Annotated in this window: 21 protein-coding genes and 2 pseudogenes; 15 read left to right on the top strand and 8 right to left on the bottom strand. The window is 44.5% G+C overall.

What is annotated here, in order from left to right:
• Nucleotides 1-114: 114 nt before the first annotated feature.
• From ACKLNH_RS00905 to ACKLNH_RS00885, 5 genes are all read left to right on the top strand, one after another.
• A complete protein-coding gene (locus tag ACKLNH_RS00905; protein ID WP_413110355.1) occupies nucleotides 115-1,404 on the top strand; it encodes an NAD(P)/FAD-dependent oxidoreductase in 1,290 nt (429 codons plus the stop codon).
• 356 nt (nucleotides 1,405-1,760) lie between these two features.
• The gene (locus ACKLNH_RS00900) at nucleotides 1,761-2,966 is read left to right on the top strand and encodes an RHS repeat-associated core domain-containing protein (RefSeq protein ID WP_413110354.1); all 1,206 of its coding nucleotides are present in this window, start codon (nucleotides 1,761-1,763) and stop codon (nucleotides 2,964-2,966) included.
• A 13-nt stretch (nucleotides 2,967-2,979) separates the two neighbouring features.
• Entirely contained in the window at nucleotides 2,980-3,318 is a 339-nt protein-coding gene (locus ACKLNH_RS00895) for a DUF7668 domain-containing protein (protein ID WP_413110353.1), read from the top strand.
• Between the two features lie 60 nt (nucleotides 3,319-3,378).
• Entirely contained in the window at nucleotides 3,379-3,531 is a 153-nt protein-coding gene (locus ACKLNH_RS00890; RefSeq protein ID WP_413110352.1) for a hypothetical protein, read from the top strand.
• A 66-nt stretch (nucleotides 3,532-3,597) separates the two neighbouring features.
• The gene (locus ACKLNH_RS00885; protein WP_413110351.1) at nucleotides 3,598-4,398 is read left to right on the top strand and encodes an ankyrin repeat domain-containing protein; all 801 of its coding nucleotides are present in this window, start codon (nucleotides 3,598-3,600) and stop codon (nucleotides 4,396-4,398) included.
• A 147-nt stretch (nucleotides 4,399-4,545) separates the two neighbouring features.
• Here ACKLNH_RS00885 and ACKLNH_RS00880 read toward each other — a convergent pair whose 3' ends face one another.
• Complete coding sequence (locus ACKLNH_RS00880; protein ID WP_413110766.1) at nucleotides 4,546-4,773, bottom strand: hypothetical protein; 228 nt, start codon at nucleotides 4,771-4,773, stop codon at nucleotides 4,546-4,548.
• On the opposite strand from ACKLNH_RS00880, the pseudogene ACKLNH_RS00875 reads away from it, so the two are divergent.
• Together ACKLNH_RS00875 and ACKLNH_RS00870 are read left to right on the top strand one after the other, a co-directional pair.
• Nucleotides 4,744-4,945, top strand: a pseudogene (locus tag ACKLNH_RS00875) (RHS repeat-associated core domain-containing protein); the annotation flags it as partial. The gene ACKLNH_RS00880 and the pseudogene ACKLNH_RS00875 overlap by 30 nt on opposite strands.
• Nucleotides 4,921-5,769 carry a hypothetical protein gene (locus tag ACKLNH_RS00870; RefSeq protein WP_413110765.1) on the top strand — a complete coding sequence of 283 codons (849 nt, stop codon included), beginning with the start codon at nucleotides 4,921-4,923 and terminating at the stop codon, nucleotides 5,767-5,769. The pseudogene ACKLNH_RS00875 and the gene ACKLNH_RS00870, both read left to right, overlap by 25 nt.
• Before the next feature lie 418 nt (nucleotides 5,770-6,187).
• Here the strand turns inward: ACKLNH_RS00870 and ACKLNH_RS00865 are convergent.
• Nucleotides 6,188-6,371: pseudogene (locus ACKLNH_RS00865) on the bottom strand (DDE-type integrase/transposase/recombinase); the annotation flags it as partial.
• Between the two features lie 37 nt (nucleotides 6,372-6,408).
• On the opposite strand from ACKLNH_RS00865, the gene ACKLNH_RS00860 reads away from it, so the two are divergent.
• Nucleotides 6,409-6,723 carry a hypothetical protein gene (locus ACKLNH_RS00860; protein WP_413110350.1) on the top strand — a complete coding sequence of 105 codons (315 nt, stop codon included), beginning with the start codon at nucleotides 6,409-6,411 and terminating at the stop codon, nucleotides 6,721-6,723.
• A 226-nt stretch (nucleotides 6,724-6,949) separates the two neighbouring features.
• Here ACKLNH_RS00860 and bamJ read toward each other — a convergent pair whose 3' ends face one another.
• Nucleotides 6,950-7,267: a BamJ family beta-barrel-assembly machinery protein gene (bamJ, locus tag ACKLNH_RS00855; RefSeq protein WP_487248057.1), complete on the bottom strand. Its 318-nt coding sequence runs from the start codon at nucleotides 7,265-7,267 to the stop codon at nucleotides 6,950-6,952.
• A 551-nt stretch (nucleotides 7,268-7,818) separates the two neighbouring features.
• On the opposite strand from bamJ, the gene ACKLNH_RS00850 reads away from it, so the two are divergent.
• The 3 genes from ACKLNH_RS00850 (at nucleotide 7,819) to ACKLNH_RS00840 (ending at nucleotide 10,273) form a co-directional block, all read left to right on the top strand.
• Nucleotides 7,819-9,165, top strand: a complete 1,347-nt coding sequence (locus tag ACKLNH_RS00850; RefSeq protein ID WP_413110349.1) for an alanine/glycine:cation symporter family protein — start codon at nucleotides 7,819-7,821, stop codon at nucleotides 9,163-9,165.
• A gap of 227 nt (nucleotides 9,166-9,392) precedes the next feature.
• Nucleotides 9,393-9,812 carry a VOC family protein gene (locus ACKLNH_RS00845; protein ID WP_413110348.1) on the top strand — a complete coding sequence of 140 codons (420 nt, stop codon included), beginning with the start codon at nucleotides 9,393-9,395 and terminating at the stop codon, nucleotides 9,810-9,812.
• 215 nt (nucleotides 9,813-10,027) lie between these two features.
• Nucleotides 10,028-10,273: a hypothetical protein gene (locus ACKLNH_RS00840; RefSeq protein WP_413110347.1), complete on the top strand. Its 246-nt coding sequence runs from the start codon at nucleotides 10,028-10,030 to the stop codon at nucleotides 10,271-10,273.
• An 88-nt stretch (nucleotides 10,274-10,361) separates the two neighbouring features.
• On the opposite strand, the gene mrcB is transcribed toward ACKLNH_RS00840, so the two are convergent.
• The 4 genes from mrcB to ACKLNH_RS00820 all read right to left on the bottom strand — a co-directional run bounded on the left by mrcB (nucleotide 10,362) and on the right by ACKLNH_RS00820 (nucleotide 18,001).
• Complete coding sequence (gene mrcB, locus ACKLNH_RS00835) at nucleotides 10,362-12,653, bottom strand: penicillin-binding protein 1B (protein ID WP_413110346.1); 2,292 nt, start codon at nucleotides 12,651-12,653, stop codon at nucleotides 10,362-10,364.
• A 238-nt stretch (nucleotides 12,654-12,891) separates the two neighbouring features.
• Nucleotides 12,892-13,938, bottom strand: a complete 1,047-nt coding sequence (locus tag ACKLNH_RS00830; protein ID WP_413110345.1) for a CsiV family protein — start codon at nucleotides 13,936-13,938, stop codon at nucleotides 12,892-12,894.
• A gap of 8 nt (nucleotides 13,939-13,946) precedes the next feature.
• Nucleotides 13,947-17,393, bottom strand: coding sequence for a transcription-repair coupling factor (gene mfd, locus ACKLNH_RS00825; protein WP_413110344.1), 3,447 nt, complete (start codon nucleotides 17,391-17,393; stop codon nucleotides 13,947-13,949).
• A gap of 5 nt (nucleotides 17,394-17,398) precedes the next feature.
• A complete protein-coding gene (locus ACKLNH_RS00820; protein ID WP_413110343.1) occupies nucleotides 17,399-18,001 on the bottom strand; it encodes a PilZ domain-containing protein in 603 nt (200 codons plus the stop codon).
• Nucleotides 18,002-18,156: 155 nt separating this feature from the next.
• Between ACKLNH_RS00820 and lolC the strand changes: the two genes are divergently transcribed.
• From lolC to lolE, 3 genes are read left to right on the top strand one after another with little or no spacing between them, the layout of a single operon-like run.
• Nucleotides 18,157-19,356, top strand: coding sequence for a lipoprotein-releasing ABC transporter permease subunit LolC (lolC, locus tag ACKLNH_RS00815; RefSeq protein WP_413110747.1), 1,200 nt, complete (start codon nucleotides 18,157-18,159; stop codon nucleotides 19,354-19,356).
• Nucleotides 19,349-20,038 carry a lipoprotein-releasing ABC transporter ATP-binding protein LolD gene (gene lolD / locus ACKLNH_RS00810; protein ID WP_413110342.1) on the top strand — a complete coding sequence of 230 codons (690 nt, stop codon included), beginning with the start codon at nucleotides 19,349-19,351 and terminating at the stop codon, nucleotides 20,036-20,038. Before lolC ends, lolD begins: the two co-directional genes overlap by 8 nt.
• Nucleotides 20,031-21,275 (top strand): lipoprotein-releasing ABC transporter permease subunit LolE, encoded by a 1,245-nt coding sequence (lolE, locus tag ACKLNH_RS00805; RefSeq protein ID WP_413110341.1) that lies wholly within the window; start codon nucleotides 20,031-20,033, stop codon nucleotides 21,273-21,275. Before lolD ends, lolE begins: the two co-directional genes overlap by 8 nt.
• A 162-nt stretch (nucleotides 21,276-21,437) precedes the next feature.
• On the opposite strand, the gene ACKLNH_RS00800 is transcribed toward lolE, so the two are convergent.
• Nucleotides 21,438-22,010 carry a DUF2062 domain-containing protein gene (locus tag ACKLNH_RS00800; protein ID WP_413110340.1) on the bottom strand — a complete coding sequence of 191 codons (573 nt, stop codon included), beginning with the start codon at nucleotides 22,008-22,010 and terminating at the stop codon, nucleotides 21,438-21,440.
• Nucleotides 22,011-22,030: 20 nt separating this feature from the next.
• On the opposite strand from ACKLNH_RS00800, the gene ACKLNH_RS00795 reads away from it, so the two are divergent.
• Entirely contained in the window at nucleotides 22,031-24,304 is a 2,274-nt protein-coding gene (locus tag ACKLNH_RS00795) for a DNA internalization-related competence protein ComEC/Rec2 (RefSeq protein ID WP_413110339.1), read from the top strand.
• Nucleotides 24,305-24,314: the final 10 nt, after the last annotated feature.

Below are 24,314 nucleotides of genomic sequence, written 5' to 3'. Positions count from 1 at the left end.
GATAACAGAACTAGATCATAATCCATTACATTAAACTGTGATCCGGATCAGGGTGGTAACGTTTGCGTCACTATTGCTGAGCCGTCAGAATTTGTTAGCTTGTGAGGGAATATAATGACAAAAATAGTTATCGTTGGTGGAGGGGCTGGTGGTTTAGAGCTAGCCACTAAGTTTGGTCGACAGTATGGACGAAAAAATAAGGCCGAGATAACGCTGGTAGATCGTAAGTCTAGCCATCTATGGAAACCCTTATTGCACGAAGTGGCAACTGGCTCATTAGATGCTGGTGTGGATGCGCTTAGCTATCGTGCTCATGCCAAGAATCATGGTTTTGAATTCCAGTTAGGAAGCTTAGAGACTATTGATAGAGAGGGAAAAAGCATACGGTTAGCAGCCTTACATGATGAGAAAGGCGAGCAAATTATGCCAGAGCGTCATGTTAGTTACGATATCTTGGTGTTAGCCATTGGTTCTACCTCAAATGACTTTAATACGCCTGGGGTCAAGGAGCACTGTATTTTCCTTGATAGCCCAGAGCAGGCTCATCGCTTTCGCATCCAAATGAACAATCAGTTTTTAAAGCTGCATGCCAGTGTAGAGCAAAAAACGGTTGATATCGCTATTGTCGGAGCTGGCGCGACGGGGGTTGAATTGTCGGCTGAACTACATAATGCGATGAAGGAACTAAAGAGTTATGGTTTTGGTGATCTCGATAGCAAAAAGTTGAATGTTAGTTTAGTCGAGGCAGGCGAGCGTATTTTACCCGCACTACCACCACGAATATCCTCAGCAGCTCATCAGGAGCTTGTTAATTTGGGGGTAAATGTGTGTACAGCGACAATGGTGACGAAAGCTGACGAAACAGGCTTGATCACCCAGCGAGGGGAGAAAATTCCTGCCCAACTAATGGTATGGGCGGCAGGAATAAAAGCACCGGATTTTATGAAAGACATCGCTGGGCTAGAGACAAATCGTATTAATCAATTGGTGGTTAAATCGACATTGCAAACTAGCCGTGACGATGCCATTTATGCTATTGGTGATTTGGCTTGTTGTGAGCAAAGTGATGGTAGTATCGTTCCTCCTCGCGCCCAGGCCGCGCATCAAATGGCCTCACATGCCTACAAAAATATTGTCGCGCAATTGAATGGTAAGGCACAAAAACCTTATGTTTATAGTGACCACGGTTCGTTAGTTTCGTTAAGTAACTTTTCGACGGTCGGAAGCTTAATGGGTAACTTAACCAAGGGCTCCATGATGGTCGAAGGACGGTTAGCCCGTCTGGTTTATATTTCTTTGTATCGAATGCACCAAATGGCTCTACATGGGCTATTTAAAACCGCGTTGATGGTATTTGTTGGGCGCATTAATCGCGTATTGCGACCAAGTTTAAAGTTACATTAATTTTCTGATAATAAATCACCATGGTCGAAGCATACGTTGTATTGGCGATGGTGATTATCCTTATCTTTTTCATGATATTAAATCTTTATCAAGAAGGTACTGTTGCCAATATTATTTACATTACTGAGATGGGCTGTTCGTCTATCAGATGCTATGGTGGTTCTCTATTATGAAAGTAAAAAATATGAGTTGCCGAATTTTCGCATTGCACAACCAGTAAAATGAATAGCGTTTGATCATTAATGCTATCGTAATGACCAACTCACTAAAATGCGTGGCCTTGGTTGTTTATGATGTTCTATTTGCACCCATTATTGAATAGTTTGACTATATAGACCAATCTGAATACCGGCGAGGTGCAGCACAAGCAATTTATTTATGCTGATGGCAAGCTGATTGCACTGAATATTCAGAAACACGATAGCGACAATCACCTTGAAGATAGGCAGATCCGCTACTTGCATTACGATGCCCTTGGATCGGTGGACATGATCACCGACTGCTACGGCTTTATTGTAGAACGTCGTAGTTACGACCCATGGGGTAAAACTCGCAATATCCAATGGGCAGATGAAGACGACGCCAGTACTTTGCGCCAATTTACCTTGACCAACCGTGGTTATACCGGGCATGAGCAGTTGCCGGAGGTCGGGATGATCCACATGAACGGCCGAGTCTATGACCAAGAACTGGGGCGTTTTTTAAGTGCGGATCCGATTATTAAATCGCCGTATATGACCAATAGCTTTAATCGCTATTCCTATGTCACCAATAACCCACTGAAATATGTCGATCCAACCGGTTTTGTACTTGTTGAAGGAAGCGGTCAAGATGACGGGTTAGGCCGTACGAGTGTCGACTTGGGTGGGCCTAAAGACCAGCGAAGAGAGAGTAATCGGAATAATGGACGAGATCGTCATCATCAGGGAAGCGATACTTCAAAGAATAACTCATTAATCAGTGAGCCTGTTGATGAACAACAGATTACGTATAGCGAAATCCCTTCTGTTGAGAGCCAAGCCATTATAAACGTCATTGATGAAGCTATTGATTACGTAACGAATATAAGGGCTATTGAGCAAGGCTATTATGAAGTCTTAAATGCTACTAGAGAGAATTTTATTGGAACGCTCGGTAGTGTATCATTATCAATCGGAATAGGTTTTGTTGAAAAAAGGATACCTGGTCCTAATGTTGCAAACAGAGCATTCGGCACTCATAGGCAACTTAAGAATGCTGGGGTAAAAGATTCTCATCATGTCATCCAGGATGCTGCCGCTAAGAATATTTCCGGTTATAACAGGATGGATGCTCCAGCAGTTCAACTAAACGGCCCTTCTACGGCAAAAGGCTCTGAACATTACATTGCAACACAAGTTCAGAGGCAAAGAGGCGGCGGAACCTATGCAGCTGAACGACGTATCGGCTACAAAGCACTTCGTAAGGCAGGGCTATCAAAGAGTGAAGCGCGTTCTCATATCCAAAGGACTGACGATTACTTCGGAGGTTTAGGGGTTACACCGAGCACACCGATGAGGCAAGTCGGTAACAGGAATAGATAAAGGAGTGAATAAAGTGAACGACATAATTAAAAACTTGCTTAAGAACTTGGTTGCGCTTCTTGTCCGCTCAAACTTTGCTGAAATAGTCGCTCGGAATGAGAATGGGCGACTTTCACAGGCTGAGATTGAGACTGCGCTAAAGGACTATCCTGGAACGATAAGTTTGCCCCCAGAATCCGCTTATGACTCTGCATGTATTTACGATGTATATGATGAAAAAACGGAAGCTAGCCAAGTTGAGTTTGACTTGTGGTACGACGGCGAAGTTAGTGATTTAACGTTGTCGGCTGACGTTAGAAAAGACGAGTCTGGGAAATTTGTAATTACTATCGATGATATTCATGTTTTGTAGTTAAACGGTTGTAACTGCGCTACTTTTGATGCAATAATGTTACAAGTGGCGTAAAAAAGTTTGATACCTTACCGACCAACAAACTCTCCCTTGGTTAATCACCACGGTGTTAACGATGTTTGGGCTAAAAATAATATTCCTGGATATAAAACTAGAGCACCTGCAATCCGACCATGGCTCTTAGTTTGGATGGACTTAAGGCAGCACATATAGCTGGAAATGATTATCTAAGGGAAGCTATGGGATCTGTTTATCATGTTAAGGGAATATGGTTATAAAATGAGAGTATTATTGAGCGTAATTTGCTTTTTCGCTAGTGCGACGACCGCTGCGTTTTCTTCTGTATCATCGCTTGAAACAGCTGAGTCAAAATATCAACAACAGGTTCAAAGACAAAATGTTTATTTTATGACTCTTGATACAATGTTCCCAGATAAGAGGGTGAGAGAGTTAGCTGAATCTGCTGCTAGAGGAAATATAACACATGTTAATAGGCTTTTAGCCGAAGGAGTGGATATAAATTATAGAGGTACAAGTGATGCAACGGTTTTGTTCTGGGCTATGAAAGATAAAAATTCTTTTGAACATTTATTAAGTAAAGGTGCTGATCCAAACGTTGCGTTTAAAAGTGGTGGTTCGGTTATTCACAAAGCTGCAGAAAATAAAGACACCTGGTATTTAGACGTTTTGTTGCAACATGGTGCCGAGCCAAATTTAGTATCCTTAGCTAATGGAAATACACCAATTTTTGGGGCTATAGGACTAGATAATGATGAACTCATTGAACTCTTAGTGGCTAATAAAGCTGATATAAATTTCATTAATACGACAGGCCCAAAAGCTTTTAAAGGGTTAACCCCACTTTTTTCAGCCTATTTTATTGGTAATTATAAAGCAATGTATAAACTTCTTATCATGAATGCAGATTATACAGTCAAAATTGAAGGTATGAATGAGACACTATATGAACTATTGATTGATGATGCAAACCGTCTTATCACCCCAAGTGACTGGCTAAATAAATCTATAAAGTGGATAGAAAATGATATGAAAAAAAAATATAAAGCTGGTACTCAGTAAGCGCTTGTTGCAAGAAATTTGGGGCTGTTGCAACTAATGATCTAGCCCCACTTTAGCTACCTAAGTGCGGAATAATCACAGGTCAACATACTCAACATTGAACAATCGATTCATGGAGGTGGGCCGTTGTCTTCATTATTCGGAGTATCAATTCGTAACGAAGAATTTAATTACCTTTTGTTCAGCCATCGAGGATTGACTTCCTCGATGGTTGAACAGCTCTGATTGTGTATATTTAGCCACGCCTTCCTGCAACCGCCACTCTTCAGCTTGGCTGTTTTGTGGGGTAAAACTCGCAATATCCAATGGACAGATGAAGACGACGCCAGTACTTTGCGCCAATTTACCTTGACCAACCGTGGTTATACCGGTCATGAGCAGTTGCCGGAGGTCGGGATGATCCACATGAACGGCCGGGTCTATGACCAAGAACTGGGCCGGTTCTTGAGTGCGGATCCTGTTGTACAATCACCATATATGACAAATAGTTTTAACCGCTATAGTTATGTTAGGAATAACCCAATGAAGTATACGGACCTAACGGGGTTTACGTGGGGAGATACGTATGGTGGAACATGTGAGGTTTCTAACACTACGCCAACTGGAGGGCATAATGGTTTGTCAAATGGTGGGGGGAGAGAGCATAATGGTTCTTCAAATGACATCAAGACGGGAACTAGCATACCAGAGAAACAAGCAGCTGAAGTAGGAATGCTCAATACGAGAAAAGAAGTTGCGGGAGATCTTAGTGAGGAGATAAATTATTATACTAATTCTATATCAAAATTAACATATGGCTCAATTGAAAATACTATCAGTGCCTTAAATCTCGTTAATGATGAGTATAATATGAGCGCTAAAGCTAATAATTTCATTGAAAATTTTGAATGCAACTTGATAAAAACAAGAGATTCAGGTTTAAAAGTAATTGCTGGAGCAGGACAGCTTGTTGCGGGTACGTTAATGGTCAGTTCTGCTTCTTATGCTCCTTATGCTGCTCCTGTTTCGGTTTCTTTTGGGCTTGGCAATATGATACATGGAGTTGGTAATATCGAGGAAGGTATAACGACGCTGGGTAGCGTAATTGGTTTAAGTGAACCTAGAAATGCTACTAAAGAGGTGTATGGACATTTGGGTCTTGATAAGGCTTATGTATATGCGGATATCGCCATATCAATATCAGCACTTAAAGCTCCATTAAGTACGAGGCCTAAGATGGATGTTTACCAAAATGTAAGTATGTATGGCACTGTGGTTAAAGCTACGCCAGGATCAGTTTCAGTATATGGTAGTGCTGCGCAGTTTATGACAGTAAATGATGCTTATCAGTTGTACGGTAACGCAAATGAAATAGAAAGCAGGTTTAAGTAAGGAAGGCTAGGAATGATAGTAACTATCGCGTTAGTGATGTTTTGTTATACGGTTTACACAAAAAAGTTCGGTACAAAAGCTTTTGTCTTTAAATTAATGGTATCTTTCTTTTTGTTAATGGTTGCTACGGATGAAGTGTCAAATTCATATGTGAAGATATTTCTAGTTGTATTACAAATTATTTTAATGGTGCTTTTATTCATTCCTGACCGTAAAGTTGATAAATAAAAGTGGCCACTATTAAAAATGGTGGCTTGTCATTGAGCTAATGGTATGGTTCATATTGTAACTGATTTTTTCTGACAGGTTTATGAATTTTTATAACGGGTATAGGTAGTCTTTAATAGACTGTTTAATTAGCTTTATATGTTGGTTTCCTGATGAAAAGATGGGGTTGACAGATCTTAACATTGAACAGTTAATTAAAAAACGGCTTATTGCTTCTGAATTTTGGGTTATCCGTCCGTAGCCAGGAATTAAACTGACCTTGTTCAGCATTCGCAGGGACTCAAATCCTTCGATTGTTGACCAGGCTCGCTTACGTATCTTATACCCACCAGTAGCTACTATCAGGTTTTTTATGGGGCGTGGTCAGAATCGATAGACTTCTGTTATGTTTTAAGTGACAAAGGAGACAAAATGAAAAATTACTTTGGTTTTGCCATTTTACTAGTAAGTTTTTTATCTTCAGCTGTACAGGCTAGCACAGGGGAAATTAAGCGAATTTACCCTCAAGGCGAATTAGTAAAGTTTCAGCCAAAAGACGATTCATGTAATGCTGCCTACAATTATTATTATTTTGACACATCATCAACCCAAGGTAAGAGTACATACTCGCTATTGCTATCTTCTGCTGTTGCTAGACAAGCAGTCTCAGTATGGTTTGAAGGAGGTGAACAGCCTTGTGATCCAAATGTAGATAAGAGAATTATGTACATTTATGCTGATTATTGACCGTAAGTTTAATGGCCCTTTTAGAAAAACAGCAGCCTAAAAGGGGGGATACAAGAAATTAGTTTGCCCCGCTTTTGCTACCGAAGTCGTAGGATAATCACAGGTCAACATACTCAACGTTGAACAACCTACTGACAGGCGGAGTGTATCTTAAACCTACAGGGATAAAAAACCGCCATCTAGGCGGTTTTTTGTATCGACAATTAATCGCTGAAGCAAAGTGAGATCAATTGATTTTGAACAGCTCAACATCAAAAATTAGCACAGAGCCTGGCGGGATAGAGCCAATTGCGCGGTTGCCGTAGGCCAGTTCAGCCGGAATAAAGAAGCGGGTTTTCTCACCTTCAACCATCAGTTGTAGCCCTTCTGTCCAACCTTTAATGACTTGGTTGAGGCCAAACTGGATGGTTTCTCCGCGATCGACCGAGCTGTCGAATACAGTGCCGTCTAACAGCGTGCCGTGGTAGTGCACGGTGATTTTATCACTTGCCTTAGGGTGTGCCGAACCTGTTCCTTCTTGCTTGACAGTAAACCACATGGACACCCAATTCTGGTACTCCCAATTCTGGTACTAAAATTCGACATTGAAGTCACCCTCATGGATCAAAACCTGGTGATGCTGGTTATAACCCTCGTCATCACGGTGAGCATTTTGATGTTGAGATCAAGCCACATAATATGTATTGGAGCCAAGCAAGAAAACAAGGGCAAATACTTAAGTTAAATTGTTAAATACGATGATCGCTGTGTTGAAGATAATTGGTCAGACATAGTATCTAATTTGAGCTGAATTGGTTTATGGGAATTTAAAGATTATTCTCCTGCTAAATTTCAGACAAAGCCCGCGCCATGCGGGTTTTACTTTATCCCTTAGCTGTTTGCCTTCCAGAGTAAGCGCCCTACGTTCCACGTGGCGCTTTTAAGATGAGAAGCACCAAAGAAGTAATGCCATTGTTTGCCTTAAAAATTGTCATTTTTCGCGATCGGGGTATAACCTTGATATGTAAAGAAATGGTAGTGAGTGTGTTGCTCGTTACGGTTCCACGATCCAACACCGAAGACCAAGCAGATAATTGATCAGATAGGGATGACTTAATGGAGATGCTTACACAGTTTGTAGGTCAGATAAATGGCTTCGTTTGGGGTATACCGATGTTGGTGTTAATTCTCGGCGTGGGGCTGTATTTGACCTTCGGTTTGAAATGTATGCCGATATTTAATATTCGTCGCGCGTTTAAGTTACTGTGGGACGGAAGAAAAGGGGATGCTGAAACAGGTGAAATCCCGCCTTTTCAAGCGCTAATGACTGCGATGTCAGCAACTGTTGGGACAGGGAATATTGCTGGGGTGGCGACTGCGGTGTTTATTGGCGGCCCAGGGGCACTATTTTGGATGTGGATGACAGCGCTGGTAGGCATGGCCACCAAATATGCGGAAGCGGTGTTGGCGTTGAAGTACCGTGAAAAAGATCATCGGGGTGTCTTTGTTGGTGGCCCTATGTATTACATCAAAAATGGCATGGGACCTAAGTGGGCCTGGCTTGGAACTCTGTTTGCACTATTTGGTGCTGTTGCCTGTTTCGGCATTGGAAATGGGGTGCAGTCGAACTCGATTGCTCAGGTCTTAGAAGCAAACTTTAACTTGCCACCGCTTGTTGCCGGGGTTTGCGTCATGTTGCTGGCCGGCAGCGTGATAATCGGTGGGCTTAAACGGATAGGGGCATTTGCAGGGGCTTTGGTACCTGTTATGGCCGTAGCGTACATCGTTAGTGGCGTTATTATCTTGCTGCTCAATATTACGGCGATCCCAGGGGCGTTGTTACTGGTTGTTGAGCACGCCTTTACGCCAACATCTGCGCAAGGCGGGTTTGCTGGTGCAACCGTTTGGATGGCGATTCGCTTTGGGGTTGCGAGGGGCGTTTTTTCTAATGAAGCGGGATTGGGTTCAGCGCCGATAGCACACGCAAGTGCACAAACAAATGATGCTGCGCGCCAAGGGCTGATTGCCATGTTAGGTACGTTTTTAGATACCTTAATTATTTGTAGCATTACTGGCTTGGTTATTATTATTTCTGGCGCATGGACTGGTGGAGAGTCGGGTGCAGCGTTAACATCGCAAGCATTTGGTCAAGTTCTGCCTGGGGTTGGCAATTATCTGGTGGCGGTTTGTTTGGCTATTTTTGCCTTTACGACGATAGTCGGTTGGTCTGTCTATGGTGAGCGCTGTGCTGAGTATTTGTTCGGCGAACAAGCCGTGTTGCCATTTAGGCTAATTTTTGTTTTAGTCCTGCCAATTGGGGCGATAATGGAACTGAATTTTGTTTGGTTATTAAGTGATACGTTGAACGCAATGATGGCAATTCCTAACTTGATTGCTTTGGTTGTGCTCAGCCCTGTTGTCTTTTCTGTTACACGCGCTTACTTCAAAAAAGAGCAGGTGTAGTACTGAGCCTGTATATTTGAGCTGTTCAATTTGACGCGATGATATCAAGTCAAAACAGTGATGAAAGGGTTGCCGATGCTATGTCGACAACCCTTTTTGCTAGGCCTATCTGTAATGATAGCGGCGCCAAATTTCTTCGACGTAGTTAAAATATATCTTTACCTCTAGTTAGCTTTAAGTACTAGTATGGTTCATATGGTGTTAGCTACGATTGTAAGGAGAGCGATATGATCCAGCTTGAACATATAAATTTAGTCGTGAAAGATATCCCAGCAATGTTGGCGTTTTATCAAGCTGCTTTTCCACACTGGTATGTGCGGGATAAGGGAGAGGGCGAGTGGTATGGTAAGCCGCGTAATTGGTTGCATTTTGGTGATGAGTACCAATACATCGCATTGAGTGATCATGGTGAAGGTGAAAATCGCGATCTATCAGGGCATCAAGTTGGCCTCGCTCACTTTGCTTACGTCACCCACAATATCGAGCAAGTAATAGAAAGGCTAACCCAAGCAGGCTTTCCTGTTGCTAAGGCTGGGGCACCTGAGCCATACCGTAAAAATATCTATTTTGTTGATCCGGAAGGCTTTGAAGTTGAGTTTGTTGAATATCTTAGTGACGTTCCATCGCAAAGAAATCGATCAAGTTGACGACATTCATTTAACTCAGCAACAGAGGATGACTTTAGGGTCACTACTTTTGTGATTACATGCCAATATCGGCCAACTACCACATACATTGCACTTGGTCGATTCTCTCACTTGTAAATCAGCGTTTGTGATAATAAAATCTGCCAAATTTATCTTAAATTCAGAGAGTTAAAATAATTAGCCTGAATGGCATTTATTGAAAAGAGAGTGCGTTAATGAGCAACAAGACTAGTAGAGTGAGTAAGCCAGTAATGATATTTGGTACTGTGCTATTGGGGTGGGTATTCAGTTTGATCGTTGCTCTTGGTACACAAAAGTTTTTGGTTAACTCGCTGGAGATGCCAACGGTTGCCGCAAATGTTGGCGGTATATTTGTTGGACTTATGTTAGCTAAGCTCCCTTTAAGCTTAGCTAACCAGATGGCAAAAAAAGAAATCTTAGGTGAAAGTGACCAAGCTTAAATCAAGTGAATAACAGCAACAGCTTAGGGTCATCGTTACCTTAATTGATGTATGGGGATATAATCGCTAGTTTTATTTCCCCATACTTTTACCAGTTGAATAGGCGCTTTATAAATTTCCCGACCTCATCGCCACTACAGCTCATGTTTTGGCTACTTTCTGTTACCCAAACAGAGAGTTCTAGGTTTGTCCCGCTGCATCTCTGTGTCAGTGTGCCATTTTTAAGGCGAGCATAGTTAGCCGTTTGGATGCCTTCTGGAAGCGCAAGGGTCAGCGTCAACGGTTCACGGCGGGTTATATAATTGCGATAAACAGGAAGAGCGCCGGTTGAACCCGTTAGGTTAATATTACGGTTGTCGTCACGACCGAGCCATACCGTTACCACCTCACGCCCATCGATGCCAACATACCAGCTATCTCGGTTATTGTCGGTTGTTCCTGTTTTTCCTGCTAGTTGATATGTCTTTGCTAGTTGGCCTAAGCCACGCGCAGTGCCTTCTGTGGCGGTATGTTGCAGCGCATTTAAGGTAAGCCATGCCGCCTGAGGTGTGATGGTTGAGCGCGTTGTTGGTTGATGAAGATAGAGCAGCTGGTTGTTATTGTCTGTGATGGCATCGATAGCGTAAAGCGGTTGAGTCTTTCCCAAGTTGGCAATACTTTGATAAACCTGTGTCATTTCCAGTGGCGATTGTTCAAATGCCCCTAATAACATAGAGGGTAGCAGGGGAATACTGCTTTTCTCTAACCCGAGTTGTACTAATGTGCTTTGTACCGTTTCGAGCCCAATCGCCATACCTAAATTAATGGTTGGAATGTTGTGGGATTTTGCCAGCGCCTCATACAGTGGTACTTGACCACGAAAACGACGGTCGAAGTTACGCGGGGTCCAGTCTTCTCCATGGGATTGCTCAATGGTCAGTGGTGTATCCTGCAGAGATGTCGCGAGCTGATACTGCTCTGGTTGTGCGAGTGCGGCAAGATAAACGGCTGGCTTTACGATTGAACCGATCTGGCGCTTGCCATCGATGGCATGATTAAACCCAGGATAGCCCGGATTGCGACTACCAATAATGGCACGAATACCGCCGCTGCTATGATCAGCAACAACCATGGCGGCTTGCAGTTCAACGCCGGCTGTTGCCTCTAAATCTGGTAATGAGTGCGTTATACTGGACTCTGCTTGGGCTTGAGACTGGGGATCAAGCGTCGTGAAGATACGAACCCCGGTACCCGCTTTATAGCTATTGCCCAAGTGCTGCTCTAGCTCTTGTTGTATAAGCGCGAAATAGGCAGGCCTGCGCTTAGCTAGCTGGCCTCGTGTTTGAATATCTAGATCACGTGCGCTTGCTGCTTCATACTCTTCTTGCTCAATATAGCCTGCATTACGCATGAGCTGTAATACGGTATTTCTTCGTCGTAGTGCTCGCTCAGGAAAACGCCACGGGTTGTAGTAAGAAGGCCCTTTAATAAGACCCACCAATAATGCGTATTGATCAAGGCGTAGCTCTTGTAACGGTTGATTAAAGTAATATTGTGACCCAAGGCCAAAACCATGTACGCCTTCCGCCCCGTTTTGTGCAAGGTAAACTTGATTGAGGTACGTATCAAGAATTGCCTCTTTGCTATAGCGACGATCAATCAATAATGCCATATACGCTTCTTGTATTTTACGACTGAAGCGCCGCTCGTTTGATAAGAAGAGGTTTTTGGTTAACTGTTGGGTTAAGGTGCTTCCGCCTTGAACGGTACGGCCAGCTTTTAGGTTAACAAAAAAGGCGCGAACGATAGCAGAAACAGATACGCCATCGTGCTCAAAAAAGGCTCGGTCTTCGGTAAGAAGCAGCGCTTTAATGAGAGGTTCGGGCATATCGCTATAGGGGTGATAGATACGGTGTTCAGTCGCACCATTATCTAGCATCCCCATCATTTTAGGCTCTAGCTCTATGATGCCGAGCTCGGTATCACTATCGAGATCTGTGATTGATATCAGTGTGGTACGATGAAACTGTAATTGTATTTTTTGTGCTACCTTGTCGCCGCTAGGAAATTCAAAAGGGCGACGTACAAATGTGATAGTGCTGCCGCTGGTGGTGTATTCACCACTACTGCTTGGGTTATTGGCATGGTAGTAGCTGAGGCTGTTTAGTTCATTAATTACCTCTTGCATGTCTACCTCATCACCAGTTTTCAGTGTCATCGTTCTGGCATAAACCACGGTGGGTAAGTGAAGTAGTTCACCTTCAAAGCGGGAAGTAATGAGTTGGTTCGTACTGGAATGAAAGCGTAATACACCAACAATGCCCGCAATAAGTAGCAGCGAAAGGGTACAGAGTACTTTTCTAGATAAGACATATTGCTTAAGTTGATGAAGCGCTGGCATAAAGCGTAAGACTCGTTAATTGACGGTAAGACAGATACAAATATTAGGGGAAAGTACTGGTTAGGCAGATCGCTTGTGTCAGAGGAGAGTCAAATAGCACGGTTTATGCAAGGTGAAGTCTGGCTATTTAGGCGTAGCTGAGTTGCTACTTTTACAGTCAATAGATTGGCAAGGCTAGGGGTTATTTAAAGAAATATGACAGTGCGCCTTCGGTGGCGCACTGTCATATGCGTGGTCGTTAGTTTAGTTGTGTATCGGCAGAGAAAATGTCATTGCTATCGGCTACGTTATCTTCGTCGGCCAGCAACAAGGTCTCATCATGTTCGCTGTCATCTTCAATCAGCAGCAATTCAGTGTTCTCGGCACTTTCATCAACGCGGCGAACTTGAATAATCAAACCCATGAGCGGGTGATCTAAGTAATGCGTTTCCCCACTGCGCATTCGGCGGCGTTCTTCCATACGGTACGTTTTTAGGTAGTCTTGTACTTCAATTTCCGCTTCAACACGCTGGAGCTGGTCGAGTGCAGTGAGTGGGTCTTGAATAACCAACGTCTCCTCACTAATTTCCTCGCCAGTCGCAATCTGATCGATAAGCTGCTTTTCGTTAGTAATTTTACTTCCCACTATCACCTCTTTCCGACTAGGAATTCTGAGGTCGAAAGCAGACTCAATAAAAAGAAAGTGTTGTACGTACACTTGGATACGGCCTTCCAATTGATAGAGGCTCGGGTCAAGTGGTCGTGCTTCTTCGAGCAATGGTGCGTCATGACGTTGCACGGTCTCGTCGAATTGAGCAGCAGGTTCTGCAACCGATGTCTGTTCTAAAGAACGCTGAACGTCAGCGACGTCTGAGTTATCAAAATATTGTGGGTTGTCCTTTTTAGACATGCCGTTGGCGTAATATTGTTCAGCATAATTTTTGCCAAACTCAATATGAAACGAAGGTGCAGCTTGGCGGCCTTCGTCGCCCTGACGCCACACCAAATGTGCCAGAGGTTCGAATCCAGCATGTTGCTGCAGAGCAGCGTATTGTTGGTTTAGCTCTTTTGATGCGCGACCAAGAGGGGTGGCACCTTTCAGTGCCATGCCTTCGCTATCAGTTAGGCGCAACGTATTGGCGTAATTGATAGGGGTCAGCTCATCGGGCCATGCTTCACTAACGTTTTCTGGCTGCAGATTACGTTGGAAGATAATAACCTCAATGTCAAACTGACGTGCCATCACTGAACTGCTGCTAAGCAGAGTGAGTGTAAGAATGAGCTTGTTTAAAAATGATTGACGCACAGGGTATCCTACGGTTGTCTGTTTTCTGAAAATGCGACTAGCTGTTTATTCATAAACGACAAGCGCTTTTCAGCTTCTTTAAGGTCTGCAATGATTTTAACCCGATTTGGGCCATCCATACGGTATTGTTGTGGTGATTTTTGTAACAAACCAACCAAATACATTGGGTCTACCGTCGATTTATCATTAAATTCTATCACACCGCCTTTCTCGCTGGCTTCTATTTTGCTAATTCCCATTGTTGCAGCTTGCAATTTTAGTTTGTTAATCTCAAGCAAATTTTTAGCGGCTGTAGGCAATAAGCCGAAACGGTCGATTAGCTCAATGCGCAACTCAATTAGCTGTGTTTCGTCTTCGGCACTGGCAATACGCTTATATAGCGATAATCGTGTGTTTACGTCAGGAATGTAATCATCGGGCAGTAATGCAGGAATGCGCATTTCTACTTCAGACTGTTGACGTAATAGGTCATCCAACGCTGGTTCTTTTCCTTCTTTTAAAGCTTCAACTGCTTGTTCTAGCATCTCCATGTATAGTGTAAATCCAATTGTCTGAATTTGACCACTTTGTTCATCACCCAGTAGTTCTCCAGCGCCACGAATTTCTAGGTCATGTGTGGCAAGTGTAAAACCTGCGCCCAAATCTTCAAGAGACGCTATCGCTTCTAAGCGCTTTTGTGCGTCTTTGGTCATACTTTTAGGGTGTGGCGTTAATAAATATGCATAAGCTTGATGATGTGAACGACCAACACGTCCTCGTAGCTGATGAAGCTGAGCAAGGCCAAGGTTGTCGGCACGATCCATGATAATGGTGTTAGCGGTTGGAACATCAATACCTGTCTCTATAATCGTCGTGCAGACGAGTACATTGAAGCGTTGGTGATAAAAGTCGGACATGATGCGTTCGAGCTCACGTTCGCGCATTTGTCCATGTGCGGTGGTGATTCGGGCTTCAGGTATCAGCTTGGCGAGGTTGTCCGCAGTTTTTTCAATGCTATCGACATTGTTATGCAGGAAGTAAACTTGCCCACCACGGGCGATTTCGCGCAGCACCCCTTCACGAATAAGTGCAGAATCATTTTGTCTGACAAAGGTCTTTATTGCCATACGCCGGGCTGGTGGGGTGGCGATAATCGATAGATCACGCATGCCACTCATTGCCATGTTTAATGTTCGTGGAATGGGCGTCGCGGTTAGCGTTAAAATATCGACATCTGCGCGCATCGCTTTTACTTTTTCTTTTTGGCGTACACCAAAACGGTGTTCCTCATCGACAATTAATAAACCTAGATCTTTAAACTTCAATTCAGTACTAAGAATTTTGTGTGTGCCGATCAGAATGTCGATTTTGCCTTCTTGGCTGTCTGCCAAGATTTGCTTTTGCTCTTTTGGTGTTTTAAAACGAGAGAGTACTTCGACACGAATCGGCATGTTGGCAAAGCGATCGCGGAAGTTTTCAAAGTGTTGTTGTGCTAATAAGGTTGTCGGTACCAGTACGGCCACTTGTTTGCTGTTTTCTACTGAAACAAACGCAGCACGCATCGCAACTTCGGTTTTACCAAAGCCGACATCACCACAGACTAGGCGGTCCATCGCTTTTGGTTGGCACATATCTGACAGCACAGCGTTAATAGCCAATGCTTGATCATGGGTCTCTTCAAATGGGAAACTGGTACAAAATTCAGCATAGGCCTCTCTGTTGAGATGGAATTTGTGGCCAGGTTTCATTTCGCGTTTGGCATAAACGTCGAGCAGCTCTGCGGCAACATCGCGTACTTTCTCAGCGGCTTTTTTCCGCGCTTTTTGCCATGCTTCGCCGCCCAGTTTATGCAGTGGTGCGCTCTCTTCAGCACCACCGGAATACCGGCTAATCATATGCAGTGAGGAGACAGGAACATAGAGCTTGGAACCACCTTGGTACTCCAAGGTGACAAACTCACTGGTCATGCCGCCGGCATCGAGAGTTTGAAGTCCCAGATAGCGCCCAATACCATGATCTAAGTGCACAACAGGTTGACCGGGCTGTAACTCTGCCAAGTTACGGATGATAGTATCAGGGTTAACCGTTTTCTTTTCGTCACGGCGACGACGTTGTACGACGCGTTGGCCTAGAATATTCGCTTCACAGATCAGAGCGACACCGCATTCTGGATCTATAAATCCCTGTTCGCTGCGGCTAATAATTAAGCAGTGGCGCTGCGTGTTATTGAGTGCTGCCTCAAGTGAATCACACACTATTGGGCGCAGTTTAATTCGATTTAACAGATCAAGAAGTGCTTCTCGACGTCCTTGAGACTCGACCGAAAAAATCACTTTGCCTTCGTGTTGTTCTGTAAATTTCCGCAGAGCGCTTAATGGTTCTTTAAGTTGCTGATTGACGAGTAAGTCAGGTAAGGCAACTAACGCAAGATTGTGGTTGGCTTGCTTATCTTCTTCGACCGTCTCTGCGGTGAACTGCAATTGAGGCATTGTTTTAAAGCCAGCGTACATTTCGTCAACGCGCAGCCACAAATCACTCGGGGGCAAGAGTGGGCGTAGAGGATCAATTTTACGTTGGTCGTAACGATATTCTGCATCACTGAGAAATTGATTTGCCGCTTGTTCGATGTTGCTCAGTGTCATCAGCAAAGTGTTATCGGGCAAATAGTCGAATAAACTGTCAGTTTGTTCGAAAAATAGAGGTTGCCAATACTCGATACCCGCAGGCCAAGTTCGTGCGCTAACCTGTTGATAAATTGATTCTGCTTCACGGCGCGCTTCGAAGCGTTCACGCCAGCGAATGCGGAACTGTTCAATGGCTAAATCATCAGTAGGGAATTCATGTGCAGGCAAGAGCGCAATGTGGTCAATTTCCCCAGTTGAACGTTGGTTTTCGGGGTCAAATTGTCTAATGGTATCCACTTCGTCATCAAAAAAGTCGATGCGATAAGGCTGTTGGCTGCCCATAGGAAAAAGATCGATTAGCGAGCCACGGCTGGCGTATTCACCATGCTCCATGACTTGGTCGACATGGCGATAGCCAGATTTTTCTAACTGAAGGCGTAGTTTCTCTAGTGACAACGTATCGCCTGTTTTTACCATTAGCGCGTGCTGATGAATAAAGCTACGCGGCGTTAGACGTTGTAGTAGCGTGTTAACTGGCACAATGGTGATGCTTTTGTCTAGCTGGGGAAGACGATAAAGGTGTGCGAGCCGATCTGAGATAATATCCTGGTGCGGAGAGAAATTATCGTAGGGAAGTGTTTCCCAGTCAGGAAAAATATGGACACTATCGGGAAGGAATGCATTCACTTCCCCTTGGAGTTTGAGCGCTGTTTGTGTGTCTTGAACCACGAGTAAACAGTGCCCATTATGGCGCTCATAGGCGTTGGTGATGGCGATAGCGAGTGCAGCGTTATTGGCGCAACCTATTGTGCGTTTATCGGCGGCTTTACTTGGTACTGAGAATGAAAACATAATAATTATTTGTTCGTTGTGTTAGTTCTGGCTTCTGCTCGGCGGCGTAAGACTTTTTGTTGTTGGTGTAACGCTGCACGGATGAGTAAGTCACGATCGGCCTCTTGAATCAAATCATAGCGTAACGTGATTTGTGCTTGTTCTTCGCTAATGTGTTCACAGGCAGTGATACTCCCGTAACAGTAGACGGCAGCAGCCGGAGAGTCTAGGAAGATATTGATGCGATACAGTGAGCCAACTTGCCACTGTTTTGAAGATAACAGGTCGCGTTGTGCAATAAGGAGCGTTAACGCGCCAGCACCAAATGCTTCGGTTGTGTATCTTTGAGTTGTTGCGTTGTGTTGTAGAAGGATAAAACTGAGCAACATGTTAATCTTTTCATTCTGCACCGAGAGGTACTTCATTAACGATTTTGACTCCTCACTACCATATCGAGAGAGTTCGCGCTCCGCATTCTCTTCGAGCTCTATGCATTCGCTAGCAACACGGAAAAGGGGGGGGATTTCATCTAAAAATGCCTCTCTGTCGGGTAAGGTCTGTTCCGAAGAGAGAGGCTCTAAGCTAATGTTCACAGCACAGTGAACAGAAAAGTATTCTTCTTTTTCCATGTCGATTATCCAACACTAACGATAGAACAATTATCCCGTAGCTTAGTCAAATCAGCAAGTGAATGGTGTTTTTTACTCTAATATTGCAGAACTTACATGGCATTCATAGGGTCAGACAGGTATCCTTCAATCAAGAATTCAGAGAGTGGTGTATTATTTTGAAACCCGTTTCACTATTTATCGGCTGGCGATACTTGCGAGGTCGCTCTGGCGATCGTTTTAGTCGCTTTGTTTCATACATGTCGATGACCGGAATAATGATTGGTGTCATGTCCTTGATTACCGTGTTGTCGGTAATGAATGGCTTTGAGCAGCAGTTGAAGGGAAAATTGCTCGGCGTTATGCCGCATGCACTTGTTACTGAAGCTAACTCTGTGAGTGGTGATGTACCGCAATACCTTTTCCAGCACCCAGAGGTAGAACAGGTTGCGCCCTTATCCCGAAGCGAAGCAATACTGCAAAGTTCGCGAGCGCTAGCAGCAGTGGATATGTTGGGGATTTCGCCGGATGCGTATGAACCTTTGGCAGACTACATCATTAATGGCAGTATTTCCGTACTAAAGCCTCGTGACTATAACATTGTTATCGGACGGACACTGGCAAGTCAGCTCGGTGTTACGGTGGGTGATAAAGTCCGAGTTATGGTGACGTCGGCGAGCCAATATACGCCACTGGGTCGAATCCCTAGCCAAAGAAATTTTACTGTAGCAGGGATATTCGCCAGCCAAACCGACGTGGATAACCAGCAGGTATTAGTGAATATTGATGATGCAGGTAGGCTGCTACGGTATAACTCCGGAGAGTTTACGGGCTGGCGGCTGTTTGTTCGTGACCCATTTTCTGTGCCTGCCATGGCAAAGCTCGTGGAAGGCACGCCTCAGCAGTGGTCTGACTGGCGTCAACAACGAGGCGAATTATTCCAAGCGGTTAAGATGGAAAAAAATATGATGAGTTTGATGCTCGGGCTCATTATCGCTGTTGCCGCTTTCAATATTATCTCCTCTCTCATCATGGTTGTTATGGAGAAGCAGTCGGAAGTTGCGATCCTTAAAACGCAGGGCATGCGACAAGGGCAAATTCAGGCCATTTTTATGTTTCAGGGCGTGATGAGTGGCTTGATTGGTAGCGCGATGGGTGGTGTGCTGGGCATATTGTTAGCGCTAAATTTGAATACGATTTTATCCATTATGGGAGCAACAACCTTGCTCGTTGGTGGTCACCTTACGGTTTTACTGCAACCGTTACAAATTATCTCTGTATTGAGCTTTTCTATTTTATTGAGCTTTGCGGCAACCCTTTTCCCTGCTTACCGCGCCTCGATGTTACAACCCGCTGAGACCTTACGTTATGAGTAATACACTATTAACTTGCACAAATCTGGATAAAACTTTTGTTGATGGCGAAACACAGACAAAAGTGTTGGATGCTGTCAATTTTGTTATCGAACAAGGTGAGCTGATTGCAATAGTGGGGGCGTCTGGTTCAGGAAAAAGTACGTTATTGCATATATTAGGGGCGCTTGATGAGCCAACTCACGGTGAGGTGATATTTGGTGAGCAATCGTTAACGGCAATGACCGCGAATCAACAAGCTAAAGTTCGAAATCAACACATCGGCTTCATTTATCAATTTCACCATTTACTGGCTGACTTTACCGCGTTGGAAAATGTCGCAATGCCATTATTAATTGGCGGACAGTCTGCCAACGAGGCTAATCGCTCCGCCACTGAACTACTAGAGAAAGTAGGCTTGGCGCATCGTTTGTCACATCGCCCATCTGCTTTGTCAGGAGGAGAGCGTCAGCGTGTGGCAATTGCGCGTGCGTTAGTGAATCAACCTGCGTTGGTGTTAGCTGATGAACCAACGGGTAACTTGGATCATAAAACGGCGATTGAAATATATGATTTGATGCGCCAGTTAAACCAAGAGTTGAATACGGCCTTTTTAGTTGTGACCCATGATCGGGCACTGGCAGGCAAGATGGATCGTCAATTAACCATGAATGACGGTGTGCTGACGGGGAGTTGTGATGTTTAAACCCTTATCCTTAGCGATTGCGAGTCGATTTAGCCGTGCAAAAAAACGCAATAGAATGGTTTCGTTTATTTCTGCATCATCAGTGATAGGAATTGCGGTGGGCGTTGCGGTGATTATTCTCGGCTTGTCGGCGATGAATGGTTTCGAGCGTGAATTAGAGCAGCGCGTGCTGGCCGTTATACCCCACGGGGAGCTTGAAGGCGTCGATGAGCCGATTGCACGTTGGCGAGAAGTGTCTCAGCAACTAGAGCGACACCCTAAAATTGTTGGCAGTGCGCCGTATATGAAGTTAACGGGTTTGTTGGAAAAAGGGAACGCGTTAAAGGCGGTACAGCTCAAGGGGATCGATCCCACAGCAGAAGATAAGATTAGCCGCTTATCAGACTTTATCAATCCAGCAGCATGGAGCAACTTTAGAGCTGGAGAACAACAGTTGATTTTGGGTAAAGGGGTGGCAGATCAATTGGGTGTTGAGGTTGGCGAGTGGTTGACGGTAATGATGCCAGATCCCGACCCTTCAAGGCAGTTAAAGTCACCGCAGCGTTTGCGTTTACAGGTTACGGGGCTACTCGAGCTAGGCGGGCAGATAGATCATGCTTTGGCATTATTACCATTAAGTGACGCACAGGCATATGCACAAGCAGGTGACGCTGTCACTGGAGTGGCTGTTAAGGTGAGCGATGTACTGGATGCACCGGCCATTGTGCGAGAAGCGGGATTCACCTTACCGGTGAGAGTTTATTTGAAAAATTGGCAACAAGAGTTTGGTTACCTATATCGAGATATTCAGATGGTACGTTTGATTATGTACATTGTGATGGTTTTGGTGATCGGCGTGGCGAGCTTTAATATTGTCTCGACTCTGATGATGGCAGTTAAAGATCGCGCTGGTGATGTGGCCATTTTGCGCACAATGGGTGCAGATGACCGTTTGGTGAGCTCGATTTTTGTCTGGCAAGGGGTGTTATCTGGCTTTGCCGGATGCGCGATTGGCGCATTAATGGGTGTGGTTGCTGCCATTAACTTACCTGCATTAATGTTATGGATTGAATCCTTAACGGGCAGTGCTTTCTTGTCTGGCGATATTTATTTTGTTGACTTCTTACCCTCTCAATTGATCTGGAGTGATGTGGCTCTCGTGACAATGACCGCACTATTATTGAGCTTATTGGCAACCTGGTATCCAGCAAAGCGCGCGGCGGCATTAAACCCTGCGGTGGTCTTAAGTGGAAAGTAACTGATTTAGGTTAGAAAGTTTGAGCGTGGCAGACTTGCGGTTGGATGATAGTTGTATTGGTTGCACGGCTGCGTGATAAAACCAGTGAAATTTCACTATTAAGCTAGGCGTTAACGCTTCATTAGCGAAAAATGCCCTCCTGATGATCAGGAGGGCATTTTTTTAATCTTTTTTATGTCCAGGGATAACACGCTTCAGTTTTTCGGTATCGATATGAAGGTGGATTCTTCTGTGCTGTCTCTTTTTCCAGCTGCGCACAACCGAGTATCGCCACAGCCCTTGAATAGAAAGATAACCAAATAGTGCAAACAGGCATGCACAGATTAAGCAACCAATTAAAAAAGGAGGACCAAGAATGCTCAATTGGTGGCTTATATGGTGCCACGACAACTCTAAATGGAAGTCTTGCGGTGGCGTATTAAGTACCCAAGCACCGACTTTATAGGCGGCATAAAACATGATGGGCATAGTGATGGGGTTAGATATCCAGACGAGGGTCACAGCAAGAGGAAGGTTGACACTAAAGAGGATCGCCAAGCCCGCAGCCATAATCATCTGACTGGGTAGTGGGACAAATGTCATAAACAAGCCAACAGCAAATGCGCCAGATGCGGAGCGACGATTCATACACCATAGATTTGGATTATGGAGTAGAGTCCCGAACACATTGAGTGCTTTTTGCTTTTTTATATGCTCGTGACTGGGAGTAATACGTTTTATAAATTTTCTTGGCATAGTCGCTCTGGATTAACGCAATGAAACTATTTTTACTGGCATTTTCTGTTGTGATGGCATCGTTACAGTGGTGGCCAAGGTTGCTATCATTGCCTGAATTAATCATGCTTTCAGGCAGTGTAGTGATAATTAAAGTCTTGTCACGCAAAAATGTCCCCTTAGTATGGATTATTTGCGGGATCACTGTCGGCATTTATTGCGCGCACCTTCATGCATGGCATTATCAGAGCACGCTGAGTTTAGTTGCCCAACAAGGCAGGGATATTACCATAGTAGGTCGTGTAAACTCGCTCACTTTTGACCCATTTTCTGATAAATCTATTGTGGTAAATGTAACGGAAATTGACAGAAAAGCGATCCCTGTTACAAAGCGGCCTAAAATTAAACTCTACTACCCGTCTTCGTTCGCAGGCGGCATTCCACAAGCGGGTCAAATACTGCGTTGGCATATTAAATATCGGCCGCCGAATGGCAGGGTTAATCAGCGCGGATACGATGCTGAAAAGAGTGCATTGCTACATGGGTTGGTTGGCACTGCTCGCGTTATTAGTGAGGTGCTTTTGGACGAGAAAGTATCTTGGCGTCAGCAGTTATTTAATCGCATGGCGGCAGCGACAGCACACCTACCAATGCAGCGTTATCTGTTGGCACTCTCATTTGGTTATCGTGGGCTATTAACACAGCAAGATTGGCAGCAGTTGGCCAATAGCGGGCTTTCTCACTTATTAGCGATCTCAGGGTTACATATTGGCATCACTTTTATGTTGGGCTGGGGGGGAGGGCGAGTCTGTTTATCGCTACTCAGTGAAAAGCATTTTAAGGCATATTGGCCACTTTGTTGCGGCGTTATCACTGCGACGCTTTATTGTTGGCTATCCGGTTGGGGTATATCTGCCCAACGGGCTTTACTGATGAGTACGCTTGCCGCTTATTGGCTGGTTTCATCCCGACGCCAACCTCCTTGGAGTATATGGCTGTATGCGTTGTTTCTATGTTTGGTCGTGATGCCTTTTTCTTCCTTCGGAAATGCGTTTTGGTTATCGTTTGGCGCAGTACTAATGCTGATCATCATTGGGAGGGGAGTTGAGCCGTTTCGTCAACATGGTCGATTGAAACAGCTTGTGATGGTACAGCTAGGTTTAAGTCTTTTAATGTTGCCTTTACAGCAACTATTTTTTTCTGGCACTTCATTACTTTCTCCTGCGCTGAATCTTTTGGCTATACCCTGGTGTAGCTTTTTGGTTATTCCTGTCTTGATGGTCGCACTAATCTTTACTTTCCTAGGAGTGAGCAGTGTGGCCGCTATTTGCTGGCATGCCACCGATAGGCTAATAGCGCCTATTGTGAAGGGAATGGCACTTGTTCCTGATGCAATGGCGGCGTTTTCTTCAAATACTATGCTGCTCTTTGTGGCAGGGATAGGCATGCTGTTGAGTGCATTCTTTCTTTGGCGGCGCATGCTTCCAGTAATTGCGTTGTTATTGATGATCGCTGCCTTGTCTACCTCTTCACAAGAAAAAGGGTGGTCGCTGGATGTCTTGGATGTTGGGCATGGTTTGGCGGTGATCATTAAGCAGGGCAATGATGTGGTATTGTACGATACCGGATGGGCATGGCGTAGCGGGAGTATCGCCGATAGTGTGATTACCCCAGTGTTAAAATATCAACAAGTTAAACGTATTAAAGGGATAATACTTAGCCATGCTGACAATGATCATGCCGGAAGTTGGACATCTTTGGTTGAGGCGTGGCGCCCCGAATGGTTGCGCAGTAGCGATGAACGTAAGGGTTTTTTACCTTGCATAAGCGGTGAACAGTGGCAGTGGAATGCATTGACGTTTAAGGTGGTATGGCCAAAACAGCTTGTTGAACGTGCTAAAAATGGTGATTCATGTGTGGTTAGCGTATCAGATGGTTATCACCGTGTGTTGCTGACTGGCGATATTGACAGTGTGGGTGAACTATTAATGCTTCAAGAGGAGAGAGATTGGGCGCATCATGTAATAACCGTGCCACACCATGGCAGTAAAAGCTCTTCAACAGAGAAGTTTATTGCTATGGTTAAACCGCAATATGCTTTAGTGTCTGTGGCACGGTATAACCCGTGGCGCCTGCCATCACAAAGGGTGAAACAGCGTTATGAACACGCAAAAGCGCATTGGCTCTCTACGCATGAGCATGGTCAAGTGCATCTTGAATTTGATAGAGATCAGATCAACTGGATTGGACAAAGAAGCAGCATCCAGAACTATTGGTATCGTAAGTTATTTGTTGCGAAGGGAGTAAGTAAGTAGAATGGTTGGA

Source organism: Thaumasiovibrio clandestinus (assembly GCF_047250365.1).
In the GTDB taxonomy this organism is placed as follows: Bacteria; Pseudomonadota; Gammaproteobacteria; order Enterobacterales; family Vibrionaceae; genus Thaumasiovibrio.
Note: the sequence above shows the minus strand (reverse complement) of the source record. Positions and strands in the feature narration are given on the sequence as shown.

Excerpts from the sequence above, each read along its gene's own strand:
- ACKLNH_RS00880 (WP_413110766.1), bottom strand. The coding sequence starts at position 4,773 with ATGACCGGTATAACCACGGTTGGTCAAGGTAAATTGGCGCAAAGTACT.
- ACKLNH_RS00870 (WP_413110765.1), top strand. The coding sequence starts at position 4,921 with ATGAAGTATACGGACCTAACGGGGTTTACGTGGGGAGATACGTATGGT.
- mfd (WP_413110344.1), bottom strand. The coding sequence starts at position 17,393 with ATGTTTTCATTCTCAGTACCAAGTAAAGCCGCCGATAAACGCACAATA.
- ACKLNH_RS00795 (WP_413110339.1), top strand. The coding sequence starts at position 22,031 with ATGAAACTATTTTTACTGGCATTTTCTGTTGTGATGGCATCGTTACAG.
- lolE (WP_413110341.1), top strand. The coding sequence starts at position 20,031 with ATGTTTAAACCCTTATCCTTAGCGATTGCGAGTCGATTTAGCCGTGCA.
- ACKLNH_RS00885 (WP_413110351.1), top strand. The coding sequence starts at position 3,598 with ATGAGAGTATTATTGAGCGTAATTTGCTTTTTCGCTAGTGCGACGACC.
- ACKLNH_RS00820 (WP_413110343.1), bottom strand. The coding sequence starts at position 18,001 with ATGGAAAAAGAAGAATACTTTTCTGTTCACTGTGCTGTGAACATTAGC.
- ACKLNH_RS00840 (WP_413110347.1), top strand. The coding sequence starts at position 10,028 with ATGAGCAACAAGACTAGTAGAGTGAGTAAGCCAGTAATGATATTTGGT.
- ACKLNH_RS00800 (WP_413110340.1), bottom strand. The coding sequence starts at position 22,010 with ATGCCAAGAAAATTTATAAAACGTATTACTCCCAGTCACGAGCATATA.
- lolD (WP_413110342.1), top strand. The coding sequence starts at position 19,349 with ATGAGTAATACACTATTAACTTGCACAAATCTGGATAAAACTTTTGTT.
- ACKLNH_RS00905 (WP_413110355.1), top strand. The coding sequence starts at position 115 with ATGACAAAAATAGTTATCGTTGGTGGAGGGGCTGGTGGTTTAGAGCTA.
- ACKLNH_RS00845 (WP_413110348.1), top strand. The coding sequence starts at position 9,393 with ATGATCCAGCTTGAACATATAAATTTAGTCGTGAAAGATATCCCAGCA.
- mrcB (WP_413110346.1), bottom strand. The coding sequence starts at position 12,653 with ATGCCAGCGCTTCATCAACTTAAGCAATATGTCTTATCTAGAAAAGTA.
- ACKLNH_RS00850 (WP_413110349.1), top strand. The coding sequence starts at position 7,819 with ATGGAGATGCTTACACAGTTTGTAGGTCAGATAAATGGCTTCGTTTGG.
- ACKLNH_RS00860 (WP_413110350.1), top strand. The coding sequence starts at position 6,409 with ATGAAAAATTACTTTGGTTTTGCCATTTTACTAGTAAGTTTTTTATCT.